The following is a 15092-nucleotide window of genomic DNA, read 5'->3' on the forward strand; positions in this document are numbered from 1 at the left end:
GAGTTTAGCTTTAATCTTAGCTTAGGCGATCGAGTACCGCTTGAGTGAAATCTGTGGTGCCGTGGGTACCGCCTAAGTCGCGGGTGGTACGGTCACCTTCTGCAATCACGGCGGATACGGCTTTACGGATTTGTTCCGCTTTATCAGCCATGCCTAAGTATTCCAGCATTTGAATAGAGGCCAAAATGACTGAGGTTGGGTTTGCGAGGTTTTTACCCGCGATATCTGGCGCACTACCGTGAACCGCTTCGAAAATCGCCGCATCACGGCCAATGTTTGCACCCGGTGCCATACCTAAACCCCCCACAAGACCTGCACACAGATCCGACAGAATGTCACCGAACAGGTTGGTGGTCACGATCACATCGAAGTTTTCTGGGTTCATCACTAATTTCATGCACGTTGCATCGACGATCATTTCTTCTGTCTTGATGTCTGGGTAACGTAGGCTGACTTCACGGGCCACTTTCAGGAATAGGCCTGAAGTTGACTTCATGATGTTGGCTTTATGTACGATAGTGACTTTTTTACGGTTTTCTTTACGGGCCAGTTCGTAGGCGAAAGTGGCAATTTGCTCGGCGCCTTGGCGAGTGACGATACTGGTTGCTTCAGCCGTTAAACCATCGTCAGATACTTTTTGACCGTGGCCAGAATACATACCTTCGGTGTTTTCACGTACTGTGATGATATCGATATTTTCATAACGAGCTTGCGTGCCTTTGAACGACAACACGGGGCGCACGTTCGCGTACAGGCCAAACTTCTTACGTAATGTTACGTTGATAGAAGTAAAACCTTCACCCACTGGCGTAGTGAGTGGGCCTTTAAGTGTGATGCGATTTTTTTCGATGAGTTCTAAGGTACGCTGTGGAAGTAACTCGCCTTGTTTTTCTAGTGCTGTTAAACCAGCATCGGCAAATTCATATTCAAAATCACAACCTGCTTTATCGAGAATTTTTAAGGCTGAATCAATAATACTTGGGCCAATTCCATCACCTGGAATTACGGTTATCGTTCTTTTTGACATGGAGAAGTCCTTCCACGGTTCGTCGTTACTGCAATTGTCCGATCCGGCAGACTCCGGATAACATGACTATGAATTTGGTATTTTTTCTCCCCATTATTTTAACCACCTTTGGTCAAACTTCACAGGAAATAGTGAGGGATATCACGATTTTTTATATGCTATAACTTGTAAAAATACTGGGTTCTAACGATGATGGAGACCCAATGGTTAAAAAAGTCTACTTTAGTCTAACAAATACATAAAAGAGGAAGACATTGAAGTTACTACCTATTACATCTCTGGTTCTGTTATCCCTAGGAATGTTGCCAGCAGTGCAGGCCGAAACCAGCACTAAGCCGCTCACCTTAACAGACATAATGCATTTTGAGTCCCTCGGTAAGCCAGTGATTGCCGACAATGGTCGAGTGCTTGCGGTGGAGTCTGCTCCCGATCGGGGCGATAGTCACGCCATTGTGAGAAATGTACTCTCACAGCAAACCTATAATATTGCGGGTGGTTCAGATCCTATTATCAGTCACGATGGCCGTTATGTGGCGATGGTAGTTAAACCCAGTTTGCTTACCGTTGAAACCAGTGATGCTAAGACGAAGAAGAAACTCAAGGCTGACATGGTATTACTCGATACTCAAACAGGCTTGCAAACCCGCTTTGAGCGCGTAAAAGAATTTGCGTTCAGTGATGCGGGTAAACATCTGGCGATTTGGTTTGAGGCCGATGAAGATGCGAAAAAAGAGGTTGAGTCTAAAGATGCCAGTGAAACAGCGGAAGTGGTTACTGAAGGTTCAGTTAAATCTGAAAAACCTAAGGTTGATAAGTTTGATCAGGGTCGACGTTTTAGTCTGATCAATTTAGAGAACCAAACTCAGCGAATCGATGCCGAACATGTCACGGCTTATGCTTTCGATAAAGACAGCCACAGACTCGCGCTGGCGGTCAATGATATCGCCAATCAGCAACATCAATTGCACTTAGTGGATTTAAAGTCCCATCAGCAATCTACAGTCTTTGAGTCGACCAGCCAACAGATTGGCGCCTTAGCACTGGCAAAAAATGGTCGCTGGCTGGCATTTACCCAAGGTCAAGCGAGTGAATTGCCCTATGGCCGCAGCTATCAGTTAAATGTACTCGATTTGAAGTCGGGTAAAGTGAGTAAAACCCCTGAGTCTCCCGAATGGAAACTCAATCGATACTCGAGCTTAAGCTTCTCATTAGACAGTGAGCGGCTCTTTTTTGGCCGTGTACCGGAGGTCAGTCAGCAGCTTAGCTTAAAGAAAATTACCGAAGAAAAAGATCTTTTTGATGCTGATATTGTCACTGGTCAGCGCGGGCTTAAGGTCTGGCATGGTGATGATCTACGTATTAAACCTAATGAAATCAAACAATACGAAAAAGAACAAAAGCGCACTTATCTTGCGGTGCTGCATTTAGATTCAAATAACCTAGTGCAGCTTGGCGATAAAACCGTACCGGATGTGACCATTTCACAGCATAAACGCTTTATGTTGGCGAGTTCAGATTTACCCTATCGCAAGATGGCAACTTGGGCTGGGTTCTATCAAGACTACTATCTTATCGATATGAACACTGGCCGTAAGGTGCCATTTTTAACACAGCAACCAAATGACGCTGAGCCAACGCTGTCGGGAAATGGCAAGTATGTGGCTTATTATCAGCAAGGTCATATTTATCTTTATGATATCGCCGAGGGGCGTCGTACTAATCTGACAAAATCCTTAGGCGTGAGTTTTGCCGATGAGGATCATGATTATCCCTCTAGCGCTCCAGGATATGGTTTTGGCCCTTGGCTTAAGGATGATGCGGGCTTTTTAGTCTATGACAAATACGATATCTGGCAGTTTAATACTGAGTCTAAAGCGGGTTTTGCGTTAACCGCAGGAAAAGGACGAGCACAACAAATTCAGTATCGTGTCGAGGGACTCGTGGATAGCCCCGATGTGCCCACCGAGCTTGCCTATAACGCCACGGTTTTACTCCATGGTTACAGTGATAAAACCAAGGCTGATGGCTTCTACCAAGCCACTTTGGGTGAAGCGGGCGTTAAGACGTTGATGCAAGGCGAGTATAAGCTGACAGTACTAGGGCGCAGTAAAGATACTGATACTATTGTGTTTTCAAAGGAACGTTTCGACTTATTCCCCGATTTATATACGGCTAGTTACAGTGCGCCTCAAAACGCAGTTAAGCAAACCGATTTAGATAAGCAACGTCAAGCCTTTAATTGGGGCCAAGCTGAACTCGTTCATTGGACCAATGGTGATGGTAAGCCGTTGGATGGGGTGTTAATTAAGCCAGTCAATTATCAAGCGGATAAACGCGTTCCAGTGCTGGTTTACTACTATCGCTTTATGACGGATAGATTGCATGCTTTCCCACAGATGAATATCAATCATAGACCTAATTTTGCTTGGTATATCAATAATGGCTATGCGGTTTTTCTGCCGGATATTCGATTCGATATTGGTTATCCTGGGGCGAGTTCAGTACAGGCGCTCACCTCTGGGGTGCAAAAGCTGATTGATATGGGGATTGCCGATCCCGATGCGATAGGTCTGCAAGGTCACTCATGGAGTGGCTATCAAACGGCGTTTGCCATCACTCAAACTAAGATGTTTAAAGCGGCTGTGGCTGGTGCTCCCGTTGCCAATATGACCAGCGCCTACAGTGGTATTCGTCACGGTACTGGGCTTGCGCGTCAGTTCCAGTATGAAACAGGGCAGAGTCGTATTGGTGCCAGTTTGTTTGCCGCACCACAAAAGTACATTGAAAACTCTCCGGTGTTTTATGCAGATCGCATTCAAACCCCTTTAATGATTATGTTTGGTGACAAAGATGATGCGGTGCCTTGGGAGCAAGGAGTTGAAATGTATTTAGCCATGCGCCGTGCGGGTAAAGAGGTGGTGTTCTTGCAATACGAAGATGAGCCGCATCATCTTAAAAAATACCCTAACAAGCTCGATTACAGTGTTCGTATGATGGAATATTTCGACCATTATTTGAAGGGTAAACCAGCTCCAGCATGGCTTCGTAAAGGTGAAGCCTACATCGAATATCAGACTGATGATGAATAAGTTTTTGTGACTTGTGCTTCAAAAACGCCACTTAACCAGTGGCGTTTTTATTGGGTTAATCACAGCATTGTATTAATTGCTAATTGCTAATTGCTAATTGCTAATTGCTAATTGCTGAGAGGAGCTTCATTGGCCGTATTTAAGCTCGTATCTGTGCCTGCCTCAAGGTACTGCTTATAAGTATCAATACCCCAAGCGATGAGTTTGCTATTTTTAAAAATAAGCGGTGTGCATTCTCCTTTGGTGGTAATGCCATCTGACTTTTCATGGTGGGTGCGATAAAAAAGCACTTGCAGTTGGGCTTCATCGATGGATTTAGCCTCTGAAAAATCAGCCTTACCTAACATCGATTTCACCTCGGTAATATCTTGCCCTAGGGTTAGATCGTTAACTTTTTGGTTCAAGTAGGCTTGTCTATCTTCCCAATTCATCTCATCGGGAGTGGGTTCATATACGAGGACTATCACGGCCACAAACGCAACATAAGCAGCAAAAATACTACCGATAATTACTGAAGTTTTTGATTTCATTTAAACTAATCCCTTTCCTCATCGAATGAATCGCCCTAGTTCGACCATAAAATACGCTTTTGTTACACCAAGGTAAATGTGTTTATTGCAACTTAGTGTTAACAATACATTTATTGCTCTATATTGGGGGCTGGATGAGGTGTGCTGTTTGCTCGGAAGTCTTTTAAATTGATATTGAGAGGCAAATCCGTTTGCAATTGCGCCAGCTTATAACTGAGACGCGCCATTTCTTTACCCTCGGCCAGTTTCTTCGCTTGTTTAGCGCCCAAGTTAGGTAATGATGAAAAGAGTGTGCTTAATGTCCTGAAGGTCTTTAAAAGTTCTGCCGCCGATTTTGGACCTATGCCTGCAATACCCGGGATCTTGTTACCGCTGTCTCCTGCCAGCGCCATTAAATCGAGAAACTGGCTACGGTCAACGCCCAGTTTTTGTTCTAATGCAGCAATATCTAGGTATTGCTGATTAAAATGATCCCACTGAGTAATGCGTGGATGATTGAGCTGGCTAAAGCCTTTATCAGTGGAAACGATTATGGCTTCTCCTTGTGCTTTAGCCGTTTTCACCGCAAGAGTGGCAATCACATCATCGGCTTCTGCGGCGGCATAGATAGAGGCGATATTAAGCGTGGCTAAATGCTCCTGTAATGCTCTGAGTCCCTGTGCAAGTGGCTCAGGCATAGGTTTACGGCCTTTTTTATAGTCGGGGTAAAGTTGTTTACGCCATGAAATTTCATCTCCATCCCACACGATAGCTATATGGGAAGGGTGGTGGACGCGCAGCAATTTAGTGCATGCCAAAGTGACGCGCTCCTTAAGGCTTTCCATATCGTTCTCATCGGGGATCGCCGCATAAATACGGCGAACCAAGTTGAGACCATCGATGATTAAAAACTTATTCATTGGCTTGGTTTGCTAACGACCTTATTTAACTATCTGATAACATGGTACATAAGCTGTGCCGGGAAGTTTCATTCTCTGTTGCTGCACAAACGCACTCAACAGGTTATCCATCATATCCATCAGTATTGGATCACCTTTCAATTGGAAGGGACCCAAATGCTCTATTTGTTTGATTGTATCCGATTTAACATTACCCGCTACTATACCCGAAAAGGCTTTTCGTAGGTTGGTGGCAAGTTTTGCTTTGTCGATGTTTAAGTGTAAATCCAAGTTGGCCATGACATCATGGCTTGGGATAAAGGGCAGTTGAAACTCCGCTTCAATCTTCAATGCCCATTGGTATTGATACGCATCGCCTGTTGCTCTGCGGTAGGCTTTGACTTGTTCCATACCTTGTTTCATTACCCGAGCCACCTCTGCGGGATTATCAATGATAATTTGATATTTTTTCTGTGCTTCATCCCCTAAGGTTGCGGCAATAAACTCGTCTATTTTTATGAAATAATCGGCGCTTTCCGTGGGACCTGTGAGGATCAGTGGGAAGGGCGTTTCCTGATTTTCTTTATTCAGTAAAATGCCCAAAATATAGAGCAGTTCTTCAGCCGTTCCCGCGCCACCCGGGAAAATAATGATACCGTGCCCGAGGCGTACAAAGGCTTCTAAGCGTTTTTCAATATCGGGTAAAATCACCAGTTCATTGACAATTTGATTAGGGGGCTCGGCAGCGATAATACTAGGCTCTGTCAAACCAATGTAGCGGGCATTCTTTATCCGTTGTTTTGCGTGGCCAATCGCGGCACCTTTCATTGGCCCTTCCATCGCTCCTGGGCCACAACCGGTGCAGATATCGAGTTCTCTCAGTCCGAGTTGATAGCCGACCTCACGGGTATATTGATATTCGATGGCATTAATGCTGTGTCCACCCCAACAAACGACCACATTGGGATCTTTCATTGGCGCAATGGCTCTCGCATTACGCAGAATATCAAAGACAACGTTAGTAATATGGCTGGCATTGGCAAGATTGATGTATTTTAGGGTTTCATATTTGTCGCTAATATAAAGAATATCCCTGAGTACAGAGAACAGATGTTCTTGAATACCCGTGATAATTTGGCCATCGACAAAAGCCTGTTCGGGTGGATTGATGAGTTCTAATTTAACTCCGCGTTCCCGTTGTAGGACATTGATATCAAAGTTTTTGTATTGTTCAAATAGGGCTTTAGAATTATCGGTTTTTAAACCAGCGGCAAGTACAGCGAGTGAGCAGTTACGATACAGTTGATACAATGCGCTTTTTGCGCTTTTTTTGAGGCGATCAACTTCAAGTTGTGAAAGCTGATCCATGCTACCTTTAGGGCTAACTTTTACTATCATTTATCACTCCTTCGTTTGACAGGAGTGATAAGAGGAGGCGTATAGTCGGTCTTAACTATACGTCAATCACAACCCTGTCTCTGCTTTCATGTTTTGCTTTATAGAGTGCTGCATCGGCGCGTTCGAAGGTCTCATGTATGAGCTCATTCCCCATAACTTGTGCAGCCCCTATAGATACTGTAACTGTAATTCTCTGATTTTTAAATTTAAATGGAATGTTTTTTACTTTTTCACGCACTCTGTTTAAAAGTTGAACAATATCACCGTTACCAACATCGGGTAGTAAGAGGACAAATTCTTCACCGCCGTAGCGTGCAACAAATTCTGTATCTCGTAGGGAGTTCTTAAGTGCCATCGCAATCACCTGCAATGTTTTATCACCAGTACTGTGGCCAAAACTGTCATTAATGGTTTTAAAATGATCAATATCGGCAACCGCCACCCACAATGGGCTCTTATGACGTTGATAGTTACGGTATTCCAACTCCATGCGTTCTTCTAAGGCTGCGCGATTAGGTAATTGCGTTAAGCTATCTAATAAATTGAGTTTTTGTTGCTCGAATAACCGTTCTTTATAGGTATTTGCTTCGGTACTGAGTTCATTGAGTTCTTTGCGCATTGTTTCCATGGATTTACGCAACAGTGCTTGTTCCCTCTGTTCCAAGGCTTCTTTACGGGCTAATGCCGAGCGGATCGAGTTTAACTGTTCGGTAAGCTTTGCTTTAAGATCAACCACATCTTCAACATCTAATATGATTGCTCCTGCGTTATCAACCCGAGTATTGATCTCTCTGTTTAACTGTGTTTTTAGCTGAAAACTGCGTTGGGTGTGGTTGTAGGATTCACTGACCACTTCCCGTACCGCGGCTAGGGCATCATTTAAGGCGTATAAAAATTCTTGGGATGCCGACTTTTCCCGTGCGATGTTATCAAGCAATAAAGATAAAATGGTTTGATAAGCTTCGAGTAAATTATCGATTTCTATATCGGAGGCTAGCATTTCCTTTATGACTAACACTTGATCACGTTGATCTTTACGGAATTCAATTTCCGAAATCATATGGGCTAGTTCATGGGCAAGTTGTCTGTGCTTAGGTAGAATTTCAAGCTTTTCTGATTCGCTAAATTGCTGCTGTAATATGGTTTCGTAAAAGCCAATAATTTGTTTAACTTTAGGAATATATTCCCAAACCGTATGGAAAGGCTTGGAAAGATCCTGCTTGAAATAGTTAACTTCTTTTTTGAGTTTTTCGGGTGCAGAGTTAACGCGTTGGATCTGACGAACCACTTGGGCTAATCCCGCTCGACTTTCTTCGAGTTGTACCATCACATGGTGATATTGGCCTTTTAATAGGCGTTCAACATCCACTAATTCTGGTAATGCCTCATCGATCCGCTCAAACGTACTTAAGTTATGGCGAAGTTTAGCGAGCTTATTATCCAGTTCAAGGTTTTGCCCTTTACAGGCTAGGCTTAAATGGCCAATAAATTGGAGTAGTGTTTGTAACTTGGCATTTCTATCTTCATTGACTTCATCTAAGGCGAGTTTGGCCGAGTGAAGTTTTTGTTGTAATAATGCAAGTTGTGAAACGGTTGCGTTTGAATCCTTCATCCGGAGTATTTTCCTAACTCTGCAAGGCTAAAAAGCATGACGATCCTATGTCCAGATTAGCTGTGAAGTCGATATGCTACTAATGTTATAACAATGACAGTAGAGTGCAAATGCGATTTGGCTGTGTCCCCGTGATTAATGACTGATATTGATCAAATATTTTCCAGTAATTGTCTATATTGGTTATTTTCCCAGCAAGGCCAATGGATATCGTCTTTATTTGCGTTGGTTTCCACGCGGATCAATCCGCGTTCAATGCCCTTCTCGAGATGTAAAAAGAGCGGATTTGCAAAGAGCGTTGGTGGTACAAAATCGAGCGCCCTGAGACTAACAAAATGATCGCCTTGAGTCGGTATGCTACGCGCGCAGGCGAGGGCCATTTGCGCTGTCTCAAATTGAAGTTGAGGCGCCATTTTCATTTCTGATTTAACCAGCAGAGGTAAGTTAATAAATCCGAGCTTAAACGTCTGGGTCAATGCTTGTCTATCGAGGTACTGTCGAATTTGGCTGATAATTTGCTCTGGTTCTATCCCATGGTTGAATCGAACGGCAAATACCCCTTGACGTATAACATAGACGGGTAGGGATAGTGCATCAGATATTAGGGCAGCCAATTTAGTGTTTATGGTATTGGCAAAGTATTGGCCATAGTGAAGATCCGTCGTGACGTGCTCTGGAAATTCAATTAAGCCTAGTGCGGCTGTTGATGGTTGTTTTTGGTTTAAATGTCCAGGGCTTAAATGTGCAAGTAAAGCAGCATATCCTAGGTGATGGGTAAAAGCTTCCTGCTGACTGAGTTGTGCTAACGCTTTATTTTCGATTTTGATTTGGCGGCGAGATTTAAGTTGTATCAACATAATGATAATAAATAATGCCAGAATAAAACCACATAATACCAATAGCTTATAGGTGTTTTTGGTTTCTTGCTGAGCTTCATTAAATTTATTTTGTAACAGGCTAAGTTCAAGCTTGAGTTGCTGCTCTGCGAGCGTTGATGGTGATACAGATGGGGCTTTATCTGTATTTTGCTCTTGTGAACTTAATTCAATGATCTGCTTTTGTGTCTCTATGGTTTTACCCTGTTCTCCTAAATTTTCTGCCGCGAGGGCGATGAGTGTTAATGCGGATTTTTGCTCGTCCATCAGTTTTAGTTCGGTTGCAAGCACCAATGCATTATCGGCATGACTCATCATCAATGGCCAATCTTGATTGGTTTTGGCTACTTCACCAATCAATAATTCGTTATACACTAAATAATGATGACTTTGCTTTTCTTGAAAGATTTGATTTGCCATTAATAAATATTTTAAGGCATTCGTGTTGTCACTGATATTTGAGTAGGCTTGCCCAAGGTTATGGTAGTTCAGACCTTGGGCAATATAGTTACCGCGTTTAGCATCTAATTGCTGGGCATTAAGGTAGTAATCAATAGCCTTATTCCAGTCTCCTTGTTCACCGTACACCATGGCGATGACAGTCATACAACTCGATAGATAAGTATCATTGCCCATTTTTTTAAAACCGTCAGCGGCTTCATGGGCATTCTTCAGCGCTTCATCCCATTGCTTTAAATCACGATAAACCTTGGCTAACTGCAGCTGTAGGTGGGTTTTCATTGAGGGATAGTTAGAGCGGTTAGAGAGCCGAATGGCTTCACTGTAATGTTGTAATGATTTAGTTAGTTGCTGATTTTTATTGTAATAATGGCCAAGTTTTGATTCCGCAGCAGCAATCAGATAATCATTTCGTAGCTTATAGGCGATATCACGATAGGTATGAAAGTGCATTAAGGCGGGAACATCTTGGCGTATGACTAAATGTAAACCACCTAAATGCTCGTGAATGGTGTGCTTAAGCAGCATGGCTTCAATATCAAAGCTGTCATTGATACGGCTGAGCGCCTCGTTATAGAGGGTTATTGCTTCTTGATACTTTTGTTCTGTTCGACCAATATACCTCCCCTTCAACATAGCAACAAAGGCTTGTTCATAGGGCGATTCGGCAATACTTGCGAGTAGCGCTATGATGGCATTTGCATCTTGAACTCCAACTTTAGATTTAACATTGGGTTCCATATTAAGTCGTGCCAGTAATTGCAAAAGATGCATAAATTCTGCTGGCTTATAACCTTGCTCTTGGGCTACACGCTCGAATTGTTCACGATTTTTAAAGACAATAGGGAAAGAGAGCGATTTATGTAGGGTGTCGTACATGTTTTGCGGTGTTTCACGCAGTTCAACTTCTTCAGATTCAAGATCACGACTCTGAACACTCCAGGAAACCGACATTAACAGCGTCAATAAAATAACAATAATTTTTTGCATTTTTATACTGATCTCATCTTTCCTAGGGCAAGGAATATATTTTGTTAGCTTTTGTTAGCTTTTGTTAGCTTTTGTTAGCGACTAATGAGCTTGCTACATCGACTTGTTATACTTGGGGAAATTATAAGAAGCATAATAACAGAAGGAAGCAAGAGTGAAACCCAACAGATTATCAATCTTGATGCTAAGTGGATTTTTTTCAGCCAGTGTATTTGCTGATGTAAACTATGAAATTGACTTAAGCCAGCCAGAGCAGCATTTGGCACATGTTAGGGTCATGTTTCCTGAGACGAGTGGTCACAGTTTTACCGTTAATCTTCCTGTGTGGCGTACGGGGAAATATCAAGTATTACCTTTAGCCGATGGCGTGCGCCTCTTTAGCGCTCAAGACAGTAAAGGTAATGATCTGCCATGGAAGCGCACGGCGAGCGGTGAATGGCAAGTTATGCTCAAACAACCGACACGTGTAACGGTAACTTACCAGTTATATGCTAATGAATTAGATCAACGGGTTCGTCATATTGATGCCAGTCATGCGTTTTTAGATGCCAGTGGTGTGTTTATGTACAGTCCACAATTTAGATCTGAACCCGTTGAAGTGCAGTTAAAAGTGCCTAAAACATGGCAAAGCTATTCGGGAATGGCTTCTGGTCATTTAGCCCATTCTTTTATTGCGCCCAATTATGACGTGTTAATTGACTCTCCTATTGAAACAGGCATCAGTACTCATAGAAACTTCAGTGCAGATGGGAAAAAGTATGAGCTTGTTTTTTGGGGAGAAGGAAATTACAACGTCGATAAAATAGTCAAGGATTTAACCGCATTAAGTCGTCAAGCAAAAGCCATTTGGGATGATTATCCTTTTGAGCGTTATGTTTATATGGTACATGCTACCAGTGGCGCAAGTGGGGCGACTGAACATTTAAACTCCACTATTATTCAGCTACCCCGTTTTAGTTTTCGGGAACGTAGGGATTATTTACGCTTTATTAGTACGGCATCCCACGAATTTATCCACACTTGGAATGTCAAAGCTTATCGCCCAGATGGGCTCGTCCCCTATGATTACCAGCATGAAAATATGACGGAATTATTATGGATGGCCGAGGGTTCAACTAGCTATTTCCAAGGACAGTTACTCCTTCGGGCTGGTGTGATGACACCAAAAGAGTTTCTCGACGATTTAGCCAAACGTATTGAAAAAAACCAACTTAATCCAGGGCGAGAAACTCAGTCTGTCGCCGAGGCCAGTGCAGGGCAATGGACTAGTACGGGTGGCGATTATGCGATTAATCACAGTGTGAATATTTACTCCGAGGGCTACTTAACCTCTTTAGCCTTAGACTTCTCACTTCTCGAAGACTCTAAACTGAAGCATTCTTACCGTGATGTGCACCGTCGTTTATATCAAAATCATCGGGTGCCCAAGGGATATACGATCAATGATGTGCAGCAAATTCTAAAAGATTTATCAGGTAAAGATTACACTCCTTGGTGGCACGCTAATGTGAATCGTCCTATAAGCCTAGATTACCCAGATCTGTTAGCACAGGCTGGTTTGGTTATGTCCTATGGAAAGGATTCCAAAGCTGAGGCATTTGCGGGCATGACCTTAAGCAGTAAATATGGATCTTTGGTATTAGATCAAGTATTGCGTAATGGTCCCGCATGGCAAGCGGGCATTGTAGCGGGTGATGAAGTCCTCGCGATTAATGGTCTTAAGGTAACAGCTACAGGCTTTAATAAACGGATAAAAGATTTTAATGCTGGCGATAGCATTGAAGTAACCTTATTTAGCAACGATAAAATCAAGCAAGTGACTCTGAAACTGGGTGAGCAACAAAGTGGTATGCTGATGTTAAAGGGCAATGCTAATGCAACTAAGCAGCAAAAGGCGTTCTTTAAGGCATGGTTGGGTATTGAGTGGCCTTTTGATAATCGAGGCGAATTAGCGGTTAAAATCTAACGTATTTATGTTGTTATCTGGATTAAAAGCGCGCCTAATTTAGCGCGCTTTTTTATCATGTACTCGTTATTAAGTGAGGAGTTAGTCTTGTGTTTCTTCTAGTCCGCCAAGGGCTGATACAAGTGCGTGCATTAAGGCAACTAACTCGCTACCCATTAATGCAAAATCAGCATCTAAACGTGCCATAGGATCATCAGTACCGACTTCATCGTTCCCCGCTCTAAATTCTTCAGAGAATTTAAGACGTTTCACGCTAGCATCCGATTGCAGCAATAGCGCGATGGATTGACCAAAGTGCAGGGCTAATTTATGAACTTGTTTGCCCGTCGCTAAGTGAGCGAGCACTTCATCTTCTTTTAGATCCTGTTGCTTAAAACGTACAATGCCACCTTCATCTGCTTCTGATTTAAGCTCTGCTTCATCTTGCATTTCAAAGGGTAATGGTGCACTGCCATTCTTTAACCATTCGGTTAAATGGGACTCAACAGGCGCTTTAAAACTTAAGGGGATCACTGGCAAACTGCCGAGAGCTTTACGTAATAACGCTAATAATTCTTCGGCCTTAGTGGCACTTGAACTATCAACGAGGATCATTTCCAGCTCTGGTAAAATCAGTGCGCGAGTCTGGCTACGGCGTGAAAATGCCCGTGGTAACAAACTGGTGATAATTTCATCTTTAAGAGCATCTTTCTCTTTTTTTGCCAGTTTTCGATTTTCTTCATCCTCAATGAGAGCCACTTTTTCTTCAAGTGCTTCCTTGATGACTTGGCCTGGGAGCATTTTTTCTTCTTTAGTCACACAAATTAAATGGCGATTGTTGGCACTATGCACCAAGGAACTGCCTTTTTTTCCTAAGGCATTGGAAAACCCAAATTTACTGATGTCTTGGCTTGAGCATGGGGAGAAAGTGAAATCTGCAAGTGCGGTTTCAAGTGCTTCAGTTTCGACGACAAAAGGTTTATTAAAACGATAAAGAGTAAGATTTTTAAACCACATAAGAGGCGCTCATCGGAAAATAAAGTGGCAGTTTACGGCATAGTTGGGGCGGGGTAAACCTACACGCAATAGCTTAATCTAAGGGCTAATGCAGAATTCATTAAATTGTAACATTCCGGTTTTTAAGTTATTAATTATTGATATTAATGGTATTTAATTTTTATTGCTGACGTATTTTTCCGTGTATTCACCTAAGTTGTCACACTTGAAATAAAACTGAAACAGATTCATTGCACACTTTCGGTCGTTCCAAACCAATAACCAAGACGAACATAACGTCGAAAGGATGAAATGATGAACGTTTTTTGTAAAACTCTACTCGCTTCTGCGCTAGCTTCTACAACTCTGGCTTCAGCTTATGCCGCTGAGCCGCTGACTGTTTATGGTAAGTTGAATGTCACTGCTCAATCGAATGATGAGCAAGGTGATGCTACAACAACTATTCAAAGTAATGCTTCTCGTTTTGGTGTGAAGGGTGATTTCGAACTGTCTAGCTCGTTACAAGCCTTCTATACTATTGAATATGAAGTTGATACTGACGCTGAGACTAGCAACAACTTCACAGCCCGTAATCAATTCGTCGGCCTGAAAGGCTCCTTTGGTTCGTTCTCTGTGGGTCGTAACGACACCCTGCTGAAAACCTCTCAAGGTGGCGTTGACCAATTCAACGATTTATATGAAACTGGCGACATTAAAGTCCTGTTCAAAGGCGAAAACCGTTTAAGCCAAACGGCAACTTATTTAACACCTTCATTTGGTGGTTTCGTCTTCGGCGCAACCTATGTGGCGGAAGGCGATGCCAATCAACAAGGTCAAGACGGCTTCAGCTTAGCGGCCATGTACGGTGACGCTAAACTGAAAGAATCAGCTTTCTATGCGGCTATCGCTTACGATTCAGATGTTAAAGGTTATGAAATTATTCGTGCTACGGTACAAGGTAAAATCGCTGGTTTCACCTTAGGTGGTATGTACCAGCAGCAGGAAGAGACCTATAAAGACGAACTGCCGGTGACGACTGATAGCGTTAACGGTTACCTGTTCAGTGCGGCTTATGATATCAAGGCAGTCACTTTGAAAGCACAATTCCAAGATATGGAAGACAAAGGTGATTCATGGTCAGTGGGTGCCGATTACAGCTTAGGTAAGCCAACGAAATTATTAGCTTTCTACACTAATCGTTCATTCGAAGCTTCTTCTGATGATGACAAATACATTGGTGTTGGTTTAGAACACAAATTCTAAATCCGGTATCAAGGTTTAATTAAGGAGGCA

10 protein-coding genes are annotated in these 15092 nt (G+C 42.8%); 3 read left to right on the top strand and 7 right to left on the bottom strand.

Going from position 1 to position 15092, the window contains the following annotated elements:
* Window positions 1-16: 16 nt before the first annotated feature.
* A complete protein-coding gene (locus L2744_RS02165; RefSeq protein ID WP_248990512.1) occupies window positions 17-1027 on the bottom strand; it encodes an isocitrate dehydrogenase in 1011 nt (336 codons plus the stop codon).
* A gap of 254 nt (window positions 1028-1281) precedes the next feature.
* On the opposite strand from L2744_RS02165, the gene L2744_RS02170 reads away from it, so the two are divergent.
* On the top strand, window positions 1282-4116 hold the full coding sequence (locus L2744_RS02170) for a S9 family peptidase (RefSeq protein WP_248990513.1): 2835 nt from the start codon (window positions 1282-1284) through the stop codon (window positions 4114-4116).
* 107 nt (window positions 4117-4223) lie between these two features.
* Here L2744_RS02170 and L2744_RS02175 read toward each other — a convergent pair whose 3' ends face one another.
* From L2744_RS02175 to L2744_RS02195, 5 genes are all read right to left on the bottom strand, one after another.
* The gene (locus L2744_RS02175; RefSeq protein ID WP_248990514.1) at window positions 4224-4646 is read right to left on the bottom strand and encodes a DUF3192 domain-containing protein; all 423 of its coding nucleotides are present in this window, start codon (window positions 4644-4646) and stop codon (window positions 4224-4226) included.
* Window positions 4647-4756: 110 nt separating this feature from the next.
* The gene (gene xni, locus L2744_RS02180; RefSeq protein WP_248990515.1) at window positions 4757-5545 is read right to left on the bottom strand and encodes a flap endonuclease Xni; all 789 of its coding nucleotides are present in this window, start codon (window positions 5543-5545) and stop codon (window positions 4757-4759) included.
* A 21-nt stretch (window positions 5546-5566) separates the two neighbouring features.
* Window positions 5567-6922: a nucleotide 5'-monophosphate nucleosidase PpnN gene (gene ppnN, locus L2744_RS02185; protein ID WP_248990516.1), complete on the bottom strand. Its 1356-nt coding sequence runs from the start codon at window positions 6920-6922 to the stop codon at window positions 5567-5569.
* A 55-nt stretch (window positions 6923-6977) separates the two neighbouring features.
* Entirely contained in the window at window positions 6978-8534 is a 1557-nt protein-coding gene (locus tag L2744_RS02190) for a GGDEF domain-containing protein (RefSeq protein WP_011790084.1), read from the bottom strand.
* Window positions 8535-8686: 152 nt separating this feature from the next.
* Window positions 8687-10858: a tetratricopeptide repeat protein gene (locus tag L2744_RS02195; RefSeq protein ID WP_248990517.1), complete on the bottom strand. Its 2172-nt coding sequence runs from the start codon at window positions 10856-10858 to the stop codon at window positions 8687-8689.
* Window positions 10859-11012: 154 nt separating this feature from the next.
* On the opposite strand from L2744_RS02195, the gene L2744_RS02200 reads away from it, so the two are divergent.
* Entirely contained in the window at window positions 11013-12824 is a 1812-nt protein-coding gene (locus L2744_RS02200; RefSeq protein ID WP_248990518.1) for a M61 family metallopeptidase, read from the top strand.
* Window positions 12825-12905: 81 nt separating this feature from the next.
* Here the strand turns inward: L2744_RS02200 and rdgC are convergent, their stop codons facing one another.
* The gene (gene rdgC, locus L2744_RS02205) at window positions 12906-13820 is read right to left on the bottom strand and encodes a recombination-associated protein RdgC (protein WP_011918960.1); all 915 of its coding nucleotides are present in this window, start codon (window positions 13818-13820) and stop codon (window positions 12906-12908) included.
* Window positions 13821-14111: 291 nt separating this feature from the next.
* Between rdgC and L2744_RS02210 the strand changes: the two genes are divergently transcribed.
* Window positions 14112-15062, top strand: coding sequence for a porin (locus L2744_RS02210; RefSeq protein ID WP_248990519.1), 951 nt, complete (start codon window positions 14112-14114; stop codon window positions 15060-15062).
* Window positions 15063-15092: the final 30 nt, after the last annotated feature.

Source organism: Shewanella profunda (genome assembly GCF_023283765.1).
GTDB classification, from domain to species: domain Bacteria; phylum Pseudomonadota; class Gammaproteobacteria; order Enterobacterales; family Shewanellaceae; genus Shewanella; species Shewanella profunda.